This is a genomic window from Chitinophaga sedimenti, from assembly GCF_023156195.1.
Taxonomy (GTDB): domain Bacteria; phylum Bacteroidota; class Bacteroidia; order Chitinophagales; family Chitinophagaceae; genus Chitinophaga; species Chitinophaga sedimenti.
Genome location: NZ_JAKUKA010000001.1, coordinates 1,147,883 through 1,169,195 on the forward strand (window position 1 = coordinate 1,147,883; position 21,313 = coordinate 1,169,195).

A 21,313-nucleotide genomic window follows, 5' to 3' on the forward strand; every position below is an offset into this window, starting at 1 on the left:
AAGCAACATATGAAAAGATTAATAGCAGGTTTATTGCTGCTTCATGCCATAAACGGCCTGGCGCAAAACCGGGAAATAGCTTTTGCACATAACGATGTACCGGCAGTAATGGCCATGGCGAAAGCGGAAAAGAAAATGGTGTTCGTAGACTGCTACACAGAATGGTGTGGCCCTTGTAAATACATGTCAAAATCGGTATTTACGCAGGACAGCGTAGCCGATTTCTTCAACACGAATTTTATCAACCTGAAAATGGATATGGAGAAAGGAGAGGGGCCGGATATGCGCAAGCAGTACGCCGTTGGCGCATACCCTACTTTCCTGTTGCTGGATGGCGACGGTAAACTGGTATACAAATTTGTAGGTGGCATGGAAGCCGCGCCTTTCCTGGCGAAAGTTCGGGAAGGCATGAATCCTGCCAACCGCATTGCCAGCATGTTGAAGCGTTACAACGAAGGCGACCGCTCGCACGAACTGATGCGCGATTACATCTGGGAAGCCCTGAAGATGAAAGAGGTGAAACGCGCGCAGGAACTGGAACGCGAGTATTTTAATATGCTTACGCCGAAACAGCGCGCCGCAAAGGAAAACTGGTTCATGTTCGGGGAAAACATCTACTCCCGTGAACTATCCGATATGCACAGCGAAAATTTTAATTACCTCGTGGAGCATTGGCGCGACTTCGCCGCCGTACAGGGTAAAAAGGTGGTAGATGAAAAGATATCCGCCGTATTTCGCAAACTGACCGGTTATACGTTCCGCGGCTGGTACCAGAAAAGTATTCCTTACGACGCAGCCGATTTTGTTCGCTATCGCAAACAGATCAGTGGCACGAAAACACCGGATAAAAAAGATCTGCTGGTGATGATGGACATGGCGCAGGCTGCCTGTGAAAAGGATACGGTGAAGGTGTTACACCTCATGGCCGGCAACATCGCGAAATTTGACAGCAAGAACATGGATATCACTTTCGATTTCTTTAGTCTTTATCCTCACTACCGCGGCAAATCGGTTCCGGAATGGAGAGCGATCATGGAAGCAGTGGCGGAGCATTCTAAAAATCCTAACCTCCTCCGCCATGTTAAGTCGCTGCTGTAGGTTACTGCTGGTGGTATTGTTGCTGTCACATTATGGGTTTGCCCAGCAGGAAGATCCGGCCCGGCATTTCGATGCGCCTAACTTGCTGAAGCAGATCGGTTCCATGGGCATTGTACCTTTTTTCGTGGATAAGCAGGACAAGTTCTGGTTCGCGGCATCGGACAGTACGGACAGGAATTATTACTACATCGATCCGGCGGCGAAGATCCGCCGGAATATGTCGGACCGTCATGAAATCGCCGTGTTGCTGAAGAAGCTACTCCGCACGACGATAGATACGGCGCTGATCAAAGTTGAAGGAACCGGTGTTGGTAATGAAGGCGGCGTTGGTGTAAGCTATAAGGGGGACCGGTATGTGTATGAGTTCCTGTCGGGCCGGTTGGTGGCATCTCCGCCTAAGACGGTAAAGCGTGGCGACTGGCGTACAGGCCTATCTCCCGATAAACAGTGGCAGTTGTATTCGCGTGCGCATAATCTCTATTTAAGAAGATGTGCAGACAGTGCGGAGTACCAGCTGAGCCGCGACGCTGCGTTGTATTATTCTTTCCATATTAATGATGACGATACTTCCAGCATACGGGATTCCCAGTCTGAAGCCAACTGGATAAAAGGAACATCAAGTTTTTATGTCGTGCGCGAAGACCGTCGCGAAGTGGGCACCATGTCTGTCGTGCACACGTTAACTATGCCGCGGCCGCGGCTGGAAACGTACAAGTACGAGCTGCCCGGCGATAAACATGTAAAGCAGTTCGAACTGTTTGTAGGCGACACCGCCCGCAAAGCATTGCAACGCGTTAACATCGAACGCTGGAAAGACCAAGAGGTGGAAGTGGTCCACGCGGGAAGCCGCATCTTCTTCCTGCGGAAGAAACGTACCCGCGATGAGATCGAATTATGCACGGTAGATCCGGCAACAGCGGAAGTAAAGGTGTTGGTGCATGAAGTAAGCAAACCTTTCATCAATGAAGACCTGTTTAAAGTACATGTGCTTAATGATGGGAAAGACATCGTGTGGTGGTCTGACCGCAGCGGCTGGGGCCACTATTATCTCTACGACGGTAACGGACAGCTGAAACAGGCAATCACCGGCGGTGAATGGACAGCCGGTAAAATCGCAAAGATCGATACGGTTAACCGTAAGCTGTACTTCTATGGCTACGGGCAACAGCCGGGTGTAAACCCTTATTACGCATTTGTATACAGTGTACGTTTCTCCGGTAAGGACCTGCGCCTGCTGACACCTGAAAATGCCACGCACAACGTGTTTATTGGTCCCGGAGGAAAGTACATGGTGGATACTTATTCCCGCATCGACATGCCGCCCCGTGTTGTGGCGCGCTCCACTGAAGGTAAGGTGATCATGGACGTATGGGTGCCGGATGTCAGCCGCCTTTATCGCTATGGCTGGAAACATCCCGAGATGTTCAAAATAAAAGCGGCAGATGGGGTTACCGATATTTACGGGTTGATGTGGAAACCTTTCAACTTCGATGCTACCCGCAAATACCCCGTTATCTCGCAGGTATATCCTGGTCCGCAGACGGAAACAGTATGGTCGGAGTTTACGGTACTGGACCGTTACAACAACACTTCGCTGGCGCAAAACGACTTCGTAGTGGTGTGTATGGGGCACCGGGGTGGATCTCCTTATCGCTCCAAGGCCTACTATGCCTACGGTTATGATAACCTGCGCGACTATGCGCTCGAAGATGATATTGCCGGCCTGCGACAACTGGCTGCGCGGTATTCTTTCATAGACACGAGCCGGGTAGGCATTTTCGGGCATTCTGGTGGTGGCATGATGGCCGTAGCCGCGATCTGCACTTATCCCGATTTTTATAAAGTAGCGGTAGCCTCTTCCGGTAACCACGACAACCGGATATACAACCGTACCTGGGGCGAAACCTACCAGGGTATTGATTCCAGCTTCCGTTTCCAGGTAAAGTTGAACCAGGATCTGGCCCGTGGACTAAAAGGCCGCCTGTTGCTGGTAACAGGGGAGGTGGATGCGAACGTACACCCGGGTAATACTTACCGTATGGTAAATGCGCTCATACTGGCCGACAAGCCGTTCGACATGCTGGTGTTGCCGGGACAGAGCCACAGTTATGAAGGGCCATATAAAAGTTACTATCAGCAGCGGTTGAGAAGCTATTTTAAACAGTACTTGTAAGCGATATTTAAACTAATGTATAAAAAAGCGGAGCACGTTAGTGCTCCGCTTTTTATGTAGTTGTATTACTACATTCCTTGTAGTTGTAGTTAAGTAATTGTGTTGATGTTTGTAGTTTTATTCCTACAGGAGTGCGCTGTTAGGATGCCTTTCATTCTGTTGTAATCCTTTACAGTGAAGGGTTTTGCAGGGCGTTTTGTTTTCACTTACATACTGTAGATTTTTATCTCTCTTTCTTTTTCTTCATATAGAATTAACAGCTAATCACTACTTTTACCCCAAGAGTATTGTCGGGTCCATAGCAGTAGCATAAATAGAAGCCTAGTAGTAGACATCCATTCCTGTGTAAAGAAAGGACTATACCATTAAGCATAAGTATAATCATAACCTTAAAGACCGTAACAAACATAAAGCCATTTCCGATGTAGAGAAATTTACGTTCCTCATTAGATACCATTAACACCCTTAGATACCTCGCTGTCTGCCTGCCGGACGGCCTTGATTCTTATTGTCCTCTTACAACGACAGAAATGAAAAGACTAATCCTGATTCTTATCGTATTGCTTTCTGCATCGGGCGTGCATGCAGATGATTATTACTGGGTCGGCGGCGCCGGCAGCTGGTCCGATCTCAGTCACTGGGCTTCCTCGTCCGGCGGGCCTGGCAACAAGTCCATCGTACCCGGGCTTAACGACGACGTTTACTTTGATGGCAACAGCGGTCTTCTTAACAACACCATTGTTACGATGCCGACTACCGGTCACGCCTATGTGCGGAACATCTCGTGGGCGGGCGTTACCACCAACGCGATATTCAGAAATATTGCGGTGACCTACCAGTTAAATGTGTACGGCAATATGGAGCTTTCGGGCGCCATGCGATACGATATCAGGAATATTCTTTTCGCGGGAACAGGAAACGCCACGTTAAAGATGAATGGTGCCGGCAAGTACGTGGTTGCTAACGCTGTAAATGCAGTGAACGTAAATAAACCCGGTGGATCTCTTACTTTACTGGACGGCGCACCTGAGGCATTGAATGTGAACATTGTGCTTACAACCGGACATGTAAACCTATCCGGTAATACGCATGCATTAAACCTCTTTAATGGCAGCAGTTCCACTTCAACAAGAAGTGCGGATATCAGTAATGCCACGTTAATTATCGGCAACTCACGGGACTACAGGGGCGCCAATGGTACGCTGAACGCCACCGGGTCTTCCATAAAGGCTGCAGTTTTTCAGTCAGATCGATATACTTTTCCGAAAGTGGAAATTACCGGTACGTCCGACCTCATGATCATTACTACCAGTACGTTCGGTGAGCTGACTTTCAGCAATCCGGCTACGCCAACAGGAAGTGTAAGGATCGGGGGAGGCAATACCGTAGACCGGCTGGAGTTTATGGGTGGTGGCCGTATTGCTACCGGGGGCAGTGTGATTAATCAACTGATACTCGCGCCTGGAAAAGGATATATTTTCCATGGCACCAATACGATTAATACGCGTATGCAGCTGAATACGCCGGACTGCGAAGGACTTGGCCAGCTTACCGGCGCGGACGCGAATGCGAAACTGGCATTTGCTACCGGCGCCGTAGTGGATTTACGCAATGTTTATGTTAAAACATTGACCGCTACCGGTGCTGTTACCCCCATTACCGTGGTAGGGGCAGACGGTGGCAGTAACGTTGGCTGGAACTTTTTACCACGACCTTCCGGCACCACCCTCTATTGGGTAGGCGGCGCCGGGGACTGGAACGATAAGTCGCACTGGAGCAGTGCAAGCGGCGGCACAGGCGGTGCCTGTGTGCCTTTACCGGGGATGATGTGGTGTTCGACGCCAACAGTGGATTTACCGCAGGCAATAACACGGTATCGCTGAGTGGTAATTCCTGGTGTCATAATATGACCTGGACAAGTGTAACCGGTGCGCCGATCGTCAATATGACCGCAGGAATGCAGCTCGAAGTATGGGGCTCCATCTCCCTGGATCCTACCATGACGATCAACGGCAGCGTAACAGCCAGAGGTACGGAAGTAAATACGTTAACGACCAATGGTTGCAGCAATGGTACGCTCAGCCTCACGGTTAATAAAGAGAATACGGCGGGAGGAATGACACTTACGGATAACATCAATTTTCCCGGGCTCAATTTTGTGCACGCAAGGGGACAATTGAACATGTCCGGCCGTAACATCAACATGAACCTCTTTAATAGTACCAGCGGTGTTGGGCGTATTATGGATATCAGTAACGCAACGATTAATGTTGTGTTCTGGAATGTCGGCGCTACCAATGTAACCTGGGTAAACAACGCCGCCGGCTCCTTTATTACCTCGAGAGCCTTTACGGTAAATGGCCTCACTTATCCGAAAGTTTATTGTACAACCTCTGTAAATGAAGCCAGCATTCAAAATGCCACCTTTGGGGAACTGGTGTTTACGAACACCGCCCCAGCCAATAACCTGATCGGTCTGATTGGCAATAATACGGTTGGTACGCTGGAATTTAAGTCAGGTGCGGAAATACGCGGCAACAACACTATTACTAACTTATTGCTGGCGCCATCCAAGCCGTACACGATCAGGAATACACAAACGGTGAACGGCCTGTTCCGCTTCAGTACGCCGGATTGTAACGCACTTGGTGAACTGAGAGGAGTGGAGGGCACCTCGGCAACGATCAACTTCGGTCCGGCAGCTACCCGCGATCTGAATAATATTTATCTCCTGAACATGACCGCCGCAGGTAGCGGCTTGCCGGTAACGGTATCTGGCGCCGATGCAAGTGGCAATACAGGTTTTGATATCACAGCCTCCGGTGTGGGCGCACGCTATTGGGTTGGTGGTTCGGGCGACTGGAGCGATCCGGCACATTGGAGTAACAGTAGTGGCGGTGCGGGTGGCGCTTGCGTTCCCGGTGTATCCAACGATGTGTTTTTCGATGCAAACAGCTTCTCCAGCGGCAGCAATGCGGTAACGATCAATAACACACAGGCATATTGCCGTAACATGACTGGACAGGCGCGACCTTCAATCCAACGCTGACTAAGCCGGTTACCCTCGACCTCGAAATCTGGGGTAGCCTCGTATTGAGCCCCGGCGTAAGGATAGATGCCGCCATGAATTTTGTCGGGCCTTCCAATGTTTCCATTACATCCAACGGACCCAGTACCGGCCTCACGCAGTTCTACATCATGAAGCCAACGGGTTATACGGTTACTTTGCAGGATGATTTCAATAATTCGTTAGCATACATATTTCCACGCAGCGGCGGTGTTAATATGAGTGGCCGTACGGTAAACCTGAATGGTATGGACGATGGCTCTTCGGCCAGTCCCCTCACGATGAACATTACCGGCGCCACCATTACCGGCGCATGGCGCTATATGGCAGCGAACAAAACACTGCTGGCTGCCAATTCTGTGCTGAAAGCACGTCGTTTCCTCGTAAACGGCGGGGCGTACGACGTGGTGGATGCCAGCGGTGGTACAGCCAGCGATGCATATGTGTTCAGCACAACGGTAAACAGCCTGCTGTTCAGCAATCCATCCGGCGCTTCGGCAATATCTGTCGGCTCCAACAACACGATCCGCCGCCTTGAGTTCAAAGGCAGGGGGCAATCACGGGTGATAATACCATCGATACACTGATTTTCGCTCCCGGAAAAACTTATACGCTAACGGCGGGTACCAATAACACCGTTACAAAAGAATGGTACGGAAGCGGTACTCCCTGTAACCTCACAGAGATTACCAGCAGCACCGGTACCGCCACTATCACCAAAACAACCGGCGATGTGGAGTTCGACTACGTAAGGCTCCGCGGCATCATCACCGCCGCCGGTGTTACGCCTTTTAAGGCATTGGAGCATTCCGAGAACCTGGGAAACAATATGAATTGGGACATAGCCCCCTACAACGGCTCCACGCCGATTCTTGGTCTGGGCCCCGACCTGTTGCTTTGTCCGGACGCTTTCCCATATACTATTAAAACAGATGGTTTCTTCGCCTCGCCGCTTGCTTCTTTTACCTGGAATGATGGCAGCACGCTGGAAACACTGACCATCACAGATCCCGGTACGTACAGCGTAACGGTAAGTTATCCTGACGGTTGTTCGCGCACAGATAATGTGATCATCACCCGCAGCGATGTGCCGGTAGCGGCGCTTACAGGCACCACTGCTGTATGTACAGGCCGCACCACCACGCTGAGCAGCGCCACCACCGGCGGCGTATGGAGCACCAGTGATGCGGCAGTGGCTACTGTCAGCACCACGGGTGTGGTAACAGGTGTGACGCCCGGTAGCGTGACCATTACTTATACCATTACTAACAGCAACGGCTGCAGCGCAAGCCAGGATGCTACGATTACAGTAAATGCCGTGCCTGTGGTGGCCGATATCACCGGTACGCTGAGCGTATTCCAGGGCAGCACGACTGCATTGACGAGCACGACCGCAGGTGGCGTATGGAGCAGCAGCAACACCGCCATCGCCTCGGTGAGCAACACCGGCGTAGTATCGGGCGTTGCACCGGGTACCGCCACCGTCACTTATACCGTAACGAGTCCGCAGGGCTGCGATGCCGCTAAAACCGCCATCGTAACGGTGGATGGATTTACAGCCGACAAACGGGTACTTTCCCTCACCAAAACCGCTGATGCCGCAGAACCTACTACCAATGGCAGCTTCGCGCTACGGTTACCTTCCGGCGTACTGGCGGAGGAAAACATCACGATCAATTACACCGTAACCGGTACGGCCGGCATGGCCGATTACGCGGCACTGAGCGGTACCGCTACGATCCCGGCCGGACAAAACGGCGTTAATCTGCCGGTGACGGTTACAGACGATGCGCTCGTGGAAATCACCGAAACCGTGATCGTGACCCTGAACAGCGCGACAGGTGTTAAATACACCTATACGCTGAGTCCGACCGATAATAATGCCACTGTTAATATTACAGATGATGAAAACACCCCTGCAAAACGCACGCTGAGCGTCGCCAACGCGGGTAACGCTGTAGAAGGCGGCGCAGCGGGCAAATTCCGTATCAGTCTGCCCGCCGGTGTAAATACCTCAGAAGATATCACCGTTACTTATACCATTAGCGGTACCGCCACCAATGGTACGGACTACACGACCCTGGGCGGCAGTATAGTCATCCCTGCGGGACTATCCGGCGTGGATGTGACGGTGACCACGATAAATGACCAGATCATTGAGGGTAACGAGACGGTTATATTGACACTGACAGGCGGTACTACCGCCAGCATCGGCGCTTTCACCGGTACCGCCAGTGCTACCGTGAACATCGCGGATAATGACAATACAGCCGCTAACCGCACGCTGTTGGTATCCAATATCCAGAACGCGGCAGAGCCTTCCTCCAATGGCAGCTTTACCATCGGTCTGCCTGCCGGCGTAACCGTAACAGAAGCCATCAACGTAAACTATGCGGTAACAGGTACCGCTTTGAGTGGTGTAGACTACACTGCCCTGAGCGGCGTTGTAACAATACCGGCCGGACAAAACAGCGTGACCATCCCGATCCTGGTGATCGATGATGCATTGGTGGAATTGACGGAAACGGTGGTTATTACCCTGCAGAACAGTTCGTCCGCTTCCTTCAACTTTACGCCGGCCACTACTGGCGGCAGCGGCACCGTGAACATTGCGGATGATGACAACATCGCAGCGAATCGTGTGATCAGCATCACGAAGAAAACAGATGCGGCTGAACCCGCTGCATCGGGCGCCTTTCATATCGGGTTACCGACCGGCATCATAGCGTCTGAAAATATTACCGTGGCCTACACGGTAAGCGGCACGGCCACACCCGGCGCCGATTATGTGGTGCTCCCCGCCACGGCAGTGATCCCGGCCGGTTCAAATGGTATTGATCTGCCCGTGAATGTGATCGACGATACTGAAATTGAAAGTACAGAAACAGTGGGCTTATCGCTTAATAGCGCTTCCGCCGCTAATCTCACTTATACCATCAGCATCACGCAAAACGCCGCGACGGTAGATATTGCGGATGATGATTTTGCAGGAAACAGTAATGTAGTATTGCTCACGAAAGTATCCGATGCCGTAGAAGGCGGCGTACAGGGCCAGTACCGTATTTCGCTGAAACCGGGCGTAACCAGCTCGCAGGATATCACCGTCAGCTTTAGCCTGGGCGGTTCTGCGATCAGCGGCACCGATTATACATTAACGGGACTAACCGGTGGTAATATCGTGATACCCGCCGGGGCGAACGAGGTACTGATCAATGTGAACGCAGTGGATGATGGCGTCGTGGAAGGACCGGAGGAGGTGTTGCTCACACTTATCGGTGCGGCTTCGGCCAGCTATCCCTTCGTGGTGGATCCCGCGAGCAACAGCGCTACGGTAAATGTCATCGATGCGAACGCGTCTAACAGCACACCTATCGAAGTGATCGGCGGCGTTGTTAACGCATCAGAGCCTTCAACACCAGGCTCCTTTACCGTTAAACTGGCGGGTTCGGCAACTGCTGCATGGCCTGTCACTGTCGGTTATGCATTATCTGGTACGGCAGTATCAGGACTCGATTACGAAGCGTTGGGCACGATCGTGATCCCGGCGAATACGAATAGCGTTACCGTAGCACTTAATATACTGGACGATAAGATTATCGAGCCGGTGGAGACCGCGATATTCACCCTGTTGTCCGGCAGCGCCATCGCGGGCGCAGCACCTGCATATATCTTCCCGGCAGATGCGACGAACAACCAGGTCACCATCAATATCGCGGATGACGACCAGGCCGCCGGCAACCGTGTACTGACCGTTGTAAAAACGACGGATGGCACCGAACCGGCTACTGGTGGCGTTTATACGGTAAGTCTGCCTGCGGGTTACACTTCATCCACACCGATCACGCTTAATTATAGCATGGTAGGTACGGCCACCCGTAACACAGATTACACGATCTCCGGCACTACGCTGCCTGCCAACCGCAACAGCGTGACCATCCCGGTACCGGTGATCGACGACCAGATCATTGAAGGCACAGAGGTGCTGTCTATGCGCATGGGAAACAGCACAGATGCCAACGGTTTCATTTATACCGTTGATCCTGCCACTACCGAAGTGTCCATGAATATCACAGACGACGACACTGATCCGGCTAAACTGCAACTGGCGGTAACGAATAGCGGCAATGCGGCAGAACCTGCCACCAATGGCGAGTTCACGATCAGTCTGCCCACGGGCGTAACAGCGGCCATCGATATTACGGTGAACTACACCGTGAGCGGTACGGCCACCCCTGGCAGCGATTACGTGGCATTGCCTGCAACGTTGACTATTCCTGCGGGACAAAACAGCATCACCGTTCCTGTAACAGTAAGCGATGATCAGCTGATAGAAAATACAGAAACCGTGATCCTGGCGATCACCGGCGGTACGGCCGGCAGCCTGAACCTGACGCCTGCAAGCGGCAGCAGCAGTGCGATCGTCAACATCACAGACGATGAAAATACAGCGGCTAATACCGTGATCGGTATTGCGGCAGGCACAAATGCCACAGAAGGAACGGCGGACGTGAGCAGCTTTACGATCAGCCTCCCCATGAACATTCTTACACCGGAAGCCATAACAGTTACCTACACCATTGGTGGTACGGCGACTAACGGCGCCGACTATACTTTGTTAAGCGGTACTGCGGTGATTCCGGCCGGGCAGAACAGCGTGGTGGTAAGCACCCCGGCAACAGACGACGATATCATTGAAACGGATGAATCGATCATTCTTACGCTGACAGGCGCTACCTCCAATGGTTTCAGCTGGACGATCCACCTAACTGCCAACGAAGCCACCACGCTTATCATCGACAATGACAACACGGCCGCTAACCTGGCCCTGACCATCGTCAATGTAACTGACGCGGCAGAACCCGCCACCAATGGCATGTTCCGCCTCTCGCTGCCAACAGGTAAAACGGTAGCCGAAGATGTAACCGTGAATTATGCGGTTACCGGTACCGCAACCGCCGGCACGGATTATACCGCGCTTACCGGTTCCGTGGTGGTCCCTGCGGGACAAAGCGGCGTAAACATTCCTGTAACCGTTATCGACGATCAGGTAGTGGAACCCGCTGAAACAGTGATCCTGACAATCAATGGCGGAGCCAGCACCAGCTTTACTTTCACCGGTACAGGCAATGCCACCGTGAACATCGCGGACGATGAAAGCAGTGTGCCGGCTAACCTGGCGCTGACGATCAGCAACACCACCGATGCCGCGGAACCTCTTACCAATGGCAGTTTCAGCATCGACCTGCCTGCTGGTATCACGATCATGGAAGATGTGACCGTAGCGTACACAGTAACCGGTACGGCAACAGCAGGCACGGACTACACGGTACTTTCCGGTACCGCGGTAATCCCTGCCGGGCAAAGCTCGGTTAGCATTCCCGTAACAGTGATTGACGACCAACTGGTAGAACAAACAGAAACTGTGGTCGCTACCCTTAACGGGGGCAGCAGCACCAGCTTTACCTTCACCGGTACAGGCAGCGCCACGGTAAATATAACAGACGATGAAAGCGCCGGCAGCCTTACACTTGCCATCAGCAAAACAGCGGATGGTGCGGAACCTGCGACCAATGGCGGCTTTGAGATCAGCTTGCCTGCGGGCGTGATTTCTTCGGAAGACATCACCGTACATTACGCAGTGAGCGGCACCGCTACCCGCAATGCTGACTACACGGCGCTCAGCGGTACGGTTGTTATCCCTGCCGGACAAAACAGTGCCACTATTCCCGTGGATGTGCTGGATGACACGATCATTGAAGCCGTAGAAACGGTGATTGTAACACTGAACGGAGGCAGCAGCGCCAATTTTACCTTCAGCGGTACGGGTAGCGCCACGGTAAACATTGCAGACAATGACAATACAGCGGCTAACCTGGTCCTCACGATCACCAAACTCAATGATGCTGCCGAACCTTCGACCGCGGGCCGTGTGAGCATCGCGCTGCCGGCGGGTGTTACTGCCGCGGAGAGCGTTACAGTGACTTACAATGTTGCGGGCAACGCTTCCCCGGACGTGGATTACGCAGCCCTGTCGGGTACAGTGATCATCCCTGCCGGCGAAAACAGTGTTATGGTACCGGTATCCGTGATCGACGACCAGGTGATCGAAACAACCGAAACGGTGATCCTGGCGCTTAACGGAGGTACCAGCACCAACTTCGCTTTTACCGCTACAGGCAGCGTTACTGTAAACATTGCGGACGACGACAATGTGCCGGCCAACCTCGTGTTGAATGCCGCGGTCAATATTGCAGCGGCAGAACCGGATGTACCCGGCAGCTTTACCGTTGCATTGCCAGCGGGCATCACAGCCACCGAAGACATCACCGTGTCGTACGCGGTTGGCGGCACTGCTACTGCGGATGAAGATTACAGCAGTCTTACCGGCATCGCCGTGATCCCTGCGGGAAGCAACAATGTGGATGTGATGGTAAATATCCTGGACGACAAACTCATCGAAGGATCAGAAACGCTGACCCTCGAAATCACCGGTGGATTATCTACCAGCCTGGCCTTCGCGCCTGGCCCGGATAAAAAGCAGCGATGGATATTGCCGATGACGATGCCGATCCTATTAATATGATATTGAGCATCACCAACGGCGCTCATGCGGCAGAACCCTCCACCAACGGCAGCTTTATCATCAGTCTGCCCGCAGGCACACTGTTATCGCAGGATGTAACCGTAACCTACACCGTGGCCGGCACTGCCACCGCGGGTACGGATTACACGGCCCTCTCCGGTACTGCGGTGATTCCCGCCATGGGCAATAGTGTGACCATCCCCGTAACGGTATTGAATGATGAACTGATCGAACAATTGGAAACAGTTACCGTGACGCTGACCAACAGCAGCGCTGCGATCGGCGCCTTTACGATCGGCGCGGCAAACAGTGCTACTGTAAATATTTCAGATGATGATGCAGTTAATCTGAAACTGGGCGTAACCGCTACGCAGCCTGCTGCAGCGGAACCAGCCACCAACGGTGGGTTTACGATCAGTATCGCCGGTGGTAAACTGACCAGCGAGGCCATTACCGTTCAATATACGATCGGTGGATCAGCTACGCCGGATGCTGATTACCAGGCTATCAGCGGTATCATTACGATCCCTGCGGGCGCCAGCAGTGTAATCGTTCCCGTGAATGTGCTGAACGACGACGAAGTGGAAGATCCGGAAACAGTAGTATTCACCATCACCGGTGGTACTGCCGCGAACTTCAGCTGGACACCCGATACGAACAACGAAGCTATCGTGACCATTACCAGCGACGATGCGCATACCGGCAACCTCATGATCACCAAACAGATGGTATCGCCGGCTATCGGGCCGTACCGCCTGGGACAGGATATTACTTACCGCGTAACGGTAACCAACATCGGAACAGGCGTGTCTGCCGGTGTAACCGTAGCCGACTTCCTCGCGTCGCAACTCGGCCAGCCTGCCCGTACGGTAGCAAGCATCGGCCAGACCAGCTTCAATGCCACGGACTTGCGTATCGACTGGACGATCGGGGATATGGCAGCCGGCGCCACCGCGCAGCTGGAAGTAACCTACAGGCTTACAGACGGGGTGCGATGGTACTCACGGCAGAAGCAGCCAGCACGAATACCGATACAGATCCTGCCGATAATAAAGCCAGCATGAATTTACTGGTGGAAGGCTCCGACCTGCTGTTCCCGAACACGTTCACACCGAACGGGGATGGCAAGAACGAACGGTTTATCATTGGTGGGCTCGACAAATACCAGGGCGCCAAACTGCAGGTGTTTAACCGCTGGGGCAGCCAGGTATACCGCTCCAACGATTACCGGAACGACTGGAACGGTTCGGGCCTCGCGGAAAGCACGTACTACTACATCCGGAAGTGAAGAAAACAGATGGGAGTGTTAAAGCATACAAAGGATGGGTATTAATCGTACGCTAAAATTATCTGCTGATCATAAAAGTGAAAAGATGCAAACAGTAATCAGAGCAGCGGTAATCACCCTGCTGCTTATCACAGGAGGACGCGCCATGGCGCAACAGAACATACAGTTCAGCCAGTACGTTTTCAACGGCCTGAGCATCAACCCTGCGTATGCGGGGTACAAAGAAGACCTTTACCTGAATGCCACGTATCGCCACCAGTGGGCGGGCTTTCCCGGTGCTCCACGTACGGGCGGCATATCGGTAGATGGTGTGACGCCCGGCAGCGAAGGCAGGGTAGGACTTGGTGGCCAGCTGCTGTTCGATCAGCTGGGACCGCAGCAGGTCCTGTCAGCCTATGGCTCTTATGCCTACCGCATTCCGCTGGACGCCGAAAATACAAAACGCCTCAGCTTCGGCATCGGTGCAGGTGTTACACAGTATTCCATCGACGGGTCGGCGTTACAGTACATCGATAACGAAGATATGGCCATTACACCGGGGAAAACAAGTACCTGGGTGCCCGATGCGCGGTTCGGTGTGTACTATTCGACTTCCAGGTTTTATGCCGGCGTGTCGGTAATGGACCTGTTCTCACTGTATACCGACGCTTCGCGGTACAACTGGAAGGGGAATAATTACTCGACCATCCGTAAAACGCAGCATATGTATCTCACTGCCGGTACCGTGTTCCCGCTGGGTGAAAACCTGCAGCTGAAACCTTCTTTTCTTATCAAGGAAGATTTTAAAGGCCCCAGCAGTGTAGATCTCAATGCATTCCTGCTGATCGGAGAGATGTTATGGGTAGGCGGTTCTTATCGCACCAATGTGAACATCTGGCGCAAAACGGAGTTGCAGCGCAACCTGCAGCAACAGAACGCCGCCAGCGCCATGGTGGAATTTTATGCGACCAAACAGCTGCGCATCGGTTATTCGTACGACATGAACGTGAATAAAATGGCGGCCTATGAAGATGGATCGCATGAGCTGTCACTCGGATTTTTAATCCCTTCCAGGAAGTTCACCGTGCAGAACCCGCGGTATTTTTAACCTTATTACAAACAACGTATGATACGACGTAGTTTATCGACAATATTGATGATGGCTATTGCCGGCGGCGGGTATGCACAGGAGCAGAAAAGTGTACACCAGCTGGCCGATGAAGCCTATGCAAGGGAAGAATATGCAGTAGCTGGCGCATTATACCAGCGACAGGCGCGCAAAGGTGATAAAACACCGTTGAACACGCTGCTGAAAATGGCGCACAGCTTCCGGGAAACAGGCCGTTACAACGACGCCGCGGCCGTTTATCAGCAATTGATCGCCCGGCCCGGACATCCGGCAGGCGTGTACTTCGAATATGGCGAAACGCTGCGGCAGCTGGAGCAGTACGATGCCGCGCGGCAGCAATATGTTTTATTCGCCACGGCAAATGCCGACAGCCTCCGGTTAAAAGCGATCGGGCTGCAAAGTTGCGACAGCGCAGCCGTGTGGATGAAGGCTGGTCCGGCGGTGCAACTTACTCCCATGAAAGCATTGAACACCCCGGGGTCCGACCTGGTCAGCGGCACGTTAAGTAATGGCCTGTTGTTGATGTCCAACGGTTACAGGACGCTGGTAAACGCGGAGCACCGTCCGGATAAAGACCTGCGTACCCAACACCCTTATTACAAGGTGTATACGTACCAGCAAAACACGCAGGGCAACCCGGTCATGTACCGGATGAACTGGCCGCGGAGCTGGTGGGCAAATATGACTTTCACGTCGGCCCTGTTTGCCTGAACAAAGCAGAAGATACTTTATACGCGACCCTCAACATACAGGGTAAAGACATACCTGTAACCAACCGTAAAGGCCCCGTAAATGGCGTTCGGCAGCTCCAGTGTTCCAGTCGGTTAAAATAGCAGGCAAATGGGGTAAATTGGTATTGCTGCCCGGGATTAATGTGACTGGGTATTCCTCCAGCCACGCGGTATTAAACAGCGAAGGGAGTGTGCTGTACTTCGTGTCCGATCGTCCCGGCGGCATTGGGGAAACCGACATCTGGTATACGGAAAAACAGGAAGATGGCAATTGGGGTGGACCGGTAAATTGTGGCCGTACGATCAATACCGTAGCAGCGGAAACGTTTCCCACGATCAACGAAGATGGTTTGCTGTATTTTTCCAGCAAAGGCTTTCCCGGTTTAGGAGGATATGATATTTACCGCACGAAAGGAGAAAAGGCGCAATGGGAGATGCCGGAGAATATGAAAGCACCCATCAATTCGGGTGCCGACGAGCTCGGACTGGTGGTGGCCCGCAATGGTAAACAGGCGTATATGGCTTCCGGCCGGCCAGGTGGCGCGGGTAGCGATGACATTTACGCGTTTACCATACAAGCGAAGGTAAATCCAGTAACGCAACCAGCGCCCCAACCCGCCGCAACTTATAACAACGCGGACGAAGCCGCCGACAAACACACCCCGGAATCGCTCAAGTTGTTCTATGATTATAAAAGCGCCAGCCTGGTGCCGGCATCAAAACAACTGCTCGACGAAGTGGCGGCTATCCTGAAACGCAGACCGGACTGGAAGCTGACGATTGCCTCCTTCGCGGATAGTCGTGGTGGCTACCAGTACAATATGGACCTGTCTGCGTTGCGTTGCCTGTCCGTTATAGACTACCTCGGCAGCAAGGGCATCGATCCCCGCCGTTTGTACTACAGCAACAAAGGCGAACTGGAACCGGTGAACAAGTGTGAAGACGGCGTATCCTGCAACGAAGAAGAACACGCAGCCAACAGGCGTTCCGAACTGGAAGTAAAATAGAAAATTTCTTGATAGTTATAAGCCCGCTCCCAGAGCGGGCTTATCTTGTTTGTAACCGATTGCAGAGCAAATGCGGGTTAGTGGTTTTTATGTGTCAAACAGACAGTTAAGTGCGAAAATAGTTTATCTTACGGCCGGAGAACGCACATTCGGGCAGAGAAATCAACCGTGTATAGCCCGCAGAAACGATTGCAATTGGACACACCATGAAAAGAACAGGTTTACTGATCTTCTTACTGACCCTGCATCTTGCACTGAGTGGAAATGACCGGACACCCATCGTCCGTTATCTCGACATTACCCATGGTCTGTCTAATAATGTAATCACCGCCATCTTCCAGGACCACCATGGTTTTTTATGGTTTGGTACCTACGACGGACTGAATAAGTACGACGGGTATTCGTTTACGGTGTACCGGAATGTAATAGAAGATACCAACTCCATCGGCGACAGCCGGTATCTGCGATCAGCGAAGACAGAGAGTATAATATGTGGATCGGCACAAGGGCCGGACTTACGGTATATAATCCTTTACAGGGGCGGTTCTATCACTGCCGTTATAAACAGCCGGATGGTACGGTGGCGGCTATCGGTGGTGGTGCGCGGGGAATCATTCCGAAGGGCAGGAAGATATTTGTGGGTACCGGCAGGGGGCTGCTGTTGTTCACCGGTCCCGGCCGGGTGGGCGACGTGGTGAAAGTGAAAGGCGGGGCCTCCACTTATTCGGTCAGCTCTATTGCTTACGATTCCGCCCGCAACGAGCTGTGGGCGCTGGCCGACGACAACCTGTATAAATATGACGAGCATAGTAATGAACTGGTGTTTGTAGCGGAAGCGGTAAAAAGGCTAACTGCATTGCGCTGGGTGGTGGCGATATCATCTGGGTGGGTGCCGAAAATGGGCTTTATAGTTTCAGTAAAAGCAATCGTACATTTTCTGCCAACCGGGCTGCCCAGCCTTTGTGGGTAACTGCCATTGTACATGATGCGGAAAATAATTTGTGGGTAAGTACCGAAGGACTTGGCGTGTGGATGATGCCGCGCGACAGCCAGCAGATCCACCCGTTCCGCGCAGCGGGCGCTGGTATTAATAGTAACGCGATCGCCACTATTTATGTAGACAAGGAAGACAGGAAGTGGGTAGGTACGCTCCGCGGTGGCATCAACATCGTGGAGAACAGCCGCAACCCGTTCCGGAAGATCAGCTTCCTGTAAATGGCCCGGAAGACCTGGCCGCGAATTTCATTCTTTCTTTTAGTGAGGACACGAATGAAAACGTGTGGATAGGTACCGATGGCGGCGGTATCTGGTATTGGGACCGGCGCAGTAATCAATACACCCGTTACACGAAAGAAACAAGTGCATTGAGCAGCAATTTCGTGACCAATATTACAAAGGATCACGAGGATAATTTGTGGATCGCTACCTGGTTTGGCGGGGTAAACCGGCTGGCAAAGGGCGCCCGTTCGTTTAGGCAGTACCGTTGTTACAACCCGGCCCTGGCGCGCTATGAAAACAATATCTGGTTTATCCGCGAAGATCGCAACAACGGCTGTGGGCAAGCGCTACCAACAATGGTTGCCTGTACCTGTACGACCGCGCGGCCGACCAGTTTGAACTCTTTGATGCCGCGCTCACCAACCTGCAGGACATGACCGAAGATGCCCAGGGACACCTCTGGGCAGGCAGCTATTCTTCTATTATCCGTATCGATCCTGTTGGTAAAAAACACCAGCAGTTCCCGGTAGGCTACCCGGTACGGAGCATCCGCGATGCCGGTAATGGCCAGCTCTGGGTAGGTACCGGTGGCGGCGGCTTGTTGTTGTTCGATGTAGCCACAGGTACTTTCAAAAGATTCACTACTAATGACGGACTGCTGAATAATACGGTACTGCGCATCCTGGAAGATAAAAAGGGAGAATTGTGGATCAGCACTTTCGCGGGTTTATCACGCTTTAATCCCTTCACCGGTACCTTTAAGAATTTTACCCAGGCTGATGGCCTGCAGAGCAACCAGTTTAGCTTCAATGCCGCACTGGCGCTGCGGTCCGGTGAGTTTATGTTCGGCGGACTAAAAGGCTTCAACATTTTTAAGCCGGACGATATTGAGAATGCGCAACGCGAACCCGCTGTGCTGCTGACCGGCTTACGCATCAACAACCAGCCTGCCCATCGTAATGACAAGTATATCCGCGGGGTCATGGACGGCACTATCCGCTCCATTACCATTCCTGCCAGCGAAGCTAACCTGACCATCGATTTTACGGCGATTGCTTTTAATGATGCGGATAAGTTAAGATATGCCGTATACCTGGAAGGCTGGGACAGAAGCTGGAGCACCGGTGCCAGCAGTCGCAACGCGGTGTATTCCCGCCTCAGCGCCGGCAACTACAAATTGCATGTACGCACTACGAAAAGTGATGGTACCTGGGGCGCAGATACGGTATTGCTTACGGTTCGTGTGTTGCCGCCATGGTACGCTACCTGGTGGGCGTACTTGTTATATGGCGTGGCATTGTTTGCCGCCGGTTTTGTATACCTGCGTTACAGCAAACGCCAGCAACAGATGAAGTTTGAACTGCGGCTGGCCAACCTGGAGAAACTACAGGAGAAGCAGATGACGGAGAATAAGCTGTCGTTTTTTACCCACGTATCCCATGAATTCCGGACGCCGCTTACGCTGATCATCAACCCGCTGAAAGACCTGCTGGCTGATGAGGAAGTGCGCCCTGCGCATGCCACGCTGACATTGATACAGCGCAACGCGAAACGCCTGCTCAGTCTTGTAGACCAGCTGCTGTTATTCAGAAAGGTGGAGTCGGTAGACCAGCAACTGCGTTGGGAAAAGCTGGATCTTGGAGAAATTTGTAACGATGTGTATTTAAGTTTCCTGCAACTCGCCACCTCGAAGAATGTAGCGCTTATTTATACCAGGCCCGAAGAAGCCACCTGTTTTTATGGCGACCGGGAGAAAATTGAAATTATATTGTTCAACCTCGTCTCCAACGCGCTCAAATACACGCAGGCAGGAGAGGTGAACATCACGATACACCGGGAGGAAGAACGGTTCGAGGTATGGGTGAAAGATACCGGCGCCGGGATTGCCCCGGACGTGGCGGCGCACCTGTTCGAATCTTTTTACCGCGGGGCGGATAAAACACAGGCCGGTTTTGGTATCGGGCTGCACGTCTCGCAAAAACTGGCCAAGGCGCATTCCGGGTTGATTTCTTTTGAAACGGAACCGGGGGCAGGCAGCCTGTTTAAGCTCGCGCTCACAAAAAATACGCATATGTTCGGCGCGGAAATCGCCGTACCGGCGCCACCGGCCGAATCGCGCTTGCTGAATGAGCTGGTCGCCGGCGTGGGCACAATAATAGGCGACGTGGAGCCGGAACCGCATCATCCCGCCAGGGATATTGAAAAGGTGGTGTCGGGACTGCCGACCATGGTCGTGGTCGACGATGATCCCGAACTTCGCTCGTACCTGCACCAGGTTTTTGAGAAAACGTTCACGGTGTATATTGCCAGCGACGGCGAAGCCGGTTACGACCTGATCCGCGAGAAGTTGCCGGACATCGTGATCAGCGACGTAATGATGGACAAAATGGACGGCATCAGCCTGTGTAAGAAAATCAAAGGTGAAAAACACCTGTCCCATATCCCCATCATTTTATTAACCGGCAGCGTATCGGAGCAATCGAAAGTGAGCGGTTTCGATGTGGGCGCGGATGATTATATCGGCAAACCCTTTGACCGGAACATAATCGTGGCCCGCGTGGAGAACATTCTCCGGGCAAAAAGCCGCATGCAGCAGTACTTCCGGATTCTGTACTGGCCCGGCCAACCATGGGCTTCGACTTTGAGCATAAGGAGTTTGTAGACAACTGTATTGCCGTGGTCGAACGACATATGGATGATCCCGAATTCGGCATCCGGGCATTTTGCAGGGAGCTGGGCGTAAGTCACCCTACGTTATACCGGCGCATCAAATCGCTTTCGGGGCTAACCATCGTTGAGTTTATCCGGAGTCTCCGCCTGCGGAAGTCCGCCGAATTATTGATCACCACCGGGGCAGCCATCAGTCAGGTGGCGATGCAGACCGGCTTCAACGATATCAAGTACTTCCGGGAGCAGTTCGTCAAGTTGTTCGGGGTAACACCGTCGAACTTCATTAAAAAGTACCGGCAACCGCTGGGAAACAGGAAGGCAAGGTAGAATTTACCCCCTTTTTTTTTTATCATTTACCCCCCTTTTACAG

The 21,313-nt window shown here is 52.6% G+C and carries 15 protein-coding genes and 2 pseudogenes; all 17 read left to right on the top strand.

Features of this window, described 5'->3' with window-relative positions:
- The first annotated feature begins 9 nt into the window (after window positions 1-9).
- The 17 genes and pseudogenes from MKQ70_RS06635 to MKQ70_RS06710 all read left to right on the top strand — a co-directional run bounded on the left by MKQ70_RS06635 (window position 10) and on the right by MKQ70_RS06710 (window position 21,270).
- Window positions 10-1,098, top strand: coding sequence for a thioredoxin family protein (locus MKQ70_RS06635; RefSeq protein ID WP_248069389.1), 1,089 nt, complete (start codon window positions 10-12; stop codon window positions 1,096-1,098).
- Window positions 1,079-3,271, top strand: coding sequence for a S9 family peptidase (locus MKQ70_RS06640; RefSeq protein ID WP_248069391.1), 2,193 nt, complete (start codon window positions 1,079-1,081; stop codon window positions 3,269-3,271). Before MKQ70_RS06635 ends, MKQ70_RS06640 begins: the two co-directional genes overlap by 20 nt.
- 530 nt (window positions 3,272-3,801) lie before the next feature.
- A complete protein-coding gene (locus MKQ70_RS06645) occupies window positions 3,802-5,154 on the top strand; it encodes a hypothetical protein (protein WP_248069393.1) in 1,353 nt (450 codons plus the stop codon).
- Window positions 5,100-6,320 carry a hypothetical protein gene (locus MKQ70_RS06650; protein ID WP_248069395.1) on the top strand — a complete coding sequence of 407 codons (1,221 nt, stop codon included), beginning with the start codon at window positions 5,100-5,102 and terminating at the stop codon, window positions 6,318-6,320. Before MKQ70_RS06645 ends, MKQ70_RS06650 begins: the two co-directional genes overlap by 55 nt.
- A 44-nt stretch (window positions 6,321-6,364) precedes the next feature.
- Window positions 6,365-6,925, top strand: coding sequence for a hypothetical protein (locus MKQ70_RS06655; RefSeq protein ID WP_248069397.1), 561 nt, complete (start codon window positions 6,365-6,367; stop codon window positions 6,923-6,925).
- Between the two features lie 146 nt (window positions 6,926-7,071).
- Complete coding sequence (locus tag MKQ70_RS06660) at window positions 7,072-12,921, top strand: Calx-beta domain-containing protein (RefSeq protein ID WP_248069398.1); 5,850 nt, start codon at window positions 7,072-7,074, stop codon at window positions 12,919-12,921.
- Window positions 12,882-13,985 (top strand): Calx-beta domain-containing protein, encoded by a 1,104-nt coding sequence (locus MKQ70_RS06665; protein WP_248069399.1) that lies wholly within the window; start codon window positions 12,882-12,884, stop codon window positions 13,983-13,985. Before MKQ70_RS06660 ends, MKQ70_RS06665 begins: the two co-directional genes overlap by 40 nt.
- Window positions 13,982-14,209 (top strand): T9SS type B sorting domain-containing protein, encoded by a 228-nt coding sequence (locus MKQ70_RS06670; RefSeq protein ID WP_248069400.1) that lies wholly within the window; start codon window positions 13,982-13,984, stop codon window positions 14,207-14,209. The genes MKQ70_RS06665 and MKQ70_RS06670 overlap by 4 nt, the downstream gene beginning before the upstream one ends.
- 85 nt (window positions 14,210-14,294) lie before the next feature.
- Window positions 14,295-15,296 carry a PorP/SprF family type IX secretion system membrane protein gene (locus MKQ70_RS06675; protein ID WP_248069401.1) on the top strand — a complete coding sequence of 334 codons (1,002 nt, stop codon included), beginning with the start codon at window positions 14,295-14,297 and terminating at the stop codon, window positions 15,294-15,296.
- Window positions 15,297-15,314: 18 nt separating this feature from the next.
- Window positions 15,315-16,028 carry a tetratricopeptide repeat protein gene (locus tag MKQ70_RS06680; RefSeq protein ID WP_248069402.1) on the top strand — a complete coding sequence of 238 codons (714 nt, stop codon included), beginning with the start codon at window positions 15,315-15,317 and terminating at the stop codon, window positions 16,026-16,028.
- Between the two features lie 100 nt (window positions 16,029-16,128).
- Complete coding sequence (locus MKQ70_RS41020) at window positions 16,129-17,055, top strand: OmpA family protein (protein ID WP_248069403.1); 927 nt, start codon at window positions 16,129-16,131, stop codon at window positions 17,053-17,055.
- Window positions 17,056-17,261: 206 nt separating this feature from the next.
- Window positions 17,262-17,423: pseudogene (locus MKQ70_RS42045) on the top strand (two-component regulator propeller domain-containing protein); the annotation flags it as partial.
- Window positions 17,424-17,506: 83 nt separating this feature from the next.
- A pseudogene (locus tag MKQ70_RS06690) lies at window positions 17,507-18,025 on the top strand (two-component regulator propeller domain-containing protein); the annotation flags it as partial.
- Between the two features lie 29 nt (window positions 18,026-18,054).
- Window positions 18,055-18,270 carry a hypothetical protein gene (locus MKQ70_RS06695; RefSeq protein ID WP_248069409.1) on the top strand — a complete coding sequence of 72 codons (216 nt, stop codon included), beginning with the start codon at window positions 18,055-18,057 and terminating at the stop codon, window positions 18,268-18,270.
- Entirely contained in the window at window positions 18,192-18,710 is a 519-nt protein-coding gene (locus MKQ70_RS06700; protein ID WP_308198955.1) for a two-component regulator propeller domain-containing protein, read from the top strand. Before MKQ70_RS06695 ends, MKQ70_RS06700 begins: the two co-directional genes overlap by 79 nt.
- Entirely contained in the window at window positions 18,707-20,935 is a 2,229-nt protein-coding gene (locus tag MKQ70_RS06705; RefSeq protein WP_248069411.1) for a hybrid sensor histidine kinase/response regulator transcription factor, read from the top strand. Before MKQ70_RS06700 ends, MKQ70_RS06705 begins: the two co-directional genes overlap by 4 nt.
- Entirely contained in the window at window positions 20,902-21,270 is a 369-nt protein-coding gene (locus tag MKQ70_RS06710; protein ID WP_248069412.1) for a helix-turn-helix domain-containing protein, read from the top strand. Before MKQ70_RS06705 ends, MKQ70_RS06710 begins: the two co-directional genes overlap by 34 nt.
- Window positions 21,271-21,313 lie beyond the last annotated feature (43 nt).

Excerpts from the sequence above, each read along its gene's own strand:
- MKQ70_RS06635 (WP_248069389.1), top strand. The coding sequence starts at position 10 with ATGAAAAGATTAATAGCAGGTTTATTGCTGCTTCATGCCATAAACGGC.
- MKQ70_RS06640 (WP_248069391.1), top strand. The coding sequence starts at position 1,079 with ATGTTAAGTCGCTGCTGTAGGTTACTGCTGGTGGTATTGTTGCTGTCA.
- MKQ70_RS06645 (WP_248069393.1), top strand. The coding sequence starts at position 3,802 with ATGAAAAGACTAATCCTGATTCTTATCGTATTGCTTTCTGCATCGGGC.
- MKQ70_RS06665 (WP_248069399.1), top strand. The coding sequence starts at position 12,882 with ATGGATATTGCCGATGACGATGCCGATCCTATTAATATGATATTGAGC.
- MKQ70_RS06670 (WP_248069400.1), top strand. The coding sequence starts at position 13,982 with ATGAATTTACTGGTGGAAGGCTCCGACCTGCTGTTCCCGAACACGTTC.
- MKQ70_RS06675 (WP_248069401.1), top strand. The coding sequence starts at position 14,295 with ATGCAAACAGTAATCAGAGCAGCGGTAATCACCCTGCTGCTTATCACA.
- MKQ70_RS06680 (WP_248069402.1), top strand. The coding sequence starts at position 15,315 with ATGATACGACGTAGTTTATCGACAATATTGATGATGGCTATTGCCGGC.
- MKQ70_RS06705 (WP_248069411.1), top strand. The coding sequence starts at position 18,707 with ATGACCGAAGATGCCCAGGGACACCTCTGGGCAGGCAGCTATTCTTCT.
- MKQ70_RS06710 (WP_248069412.1), top strand. The coding sequence starts at position 20,902 with ATGGGCTTCGACTTTGAGCATAAGGAGTTTGTAGACAACTGTATTGCC.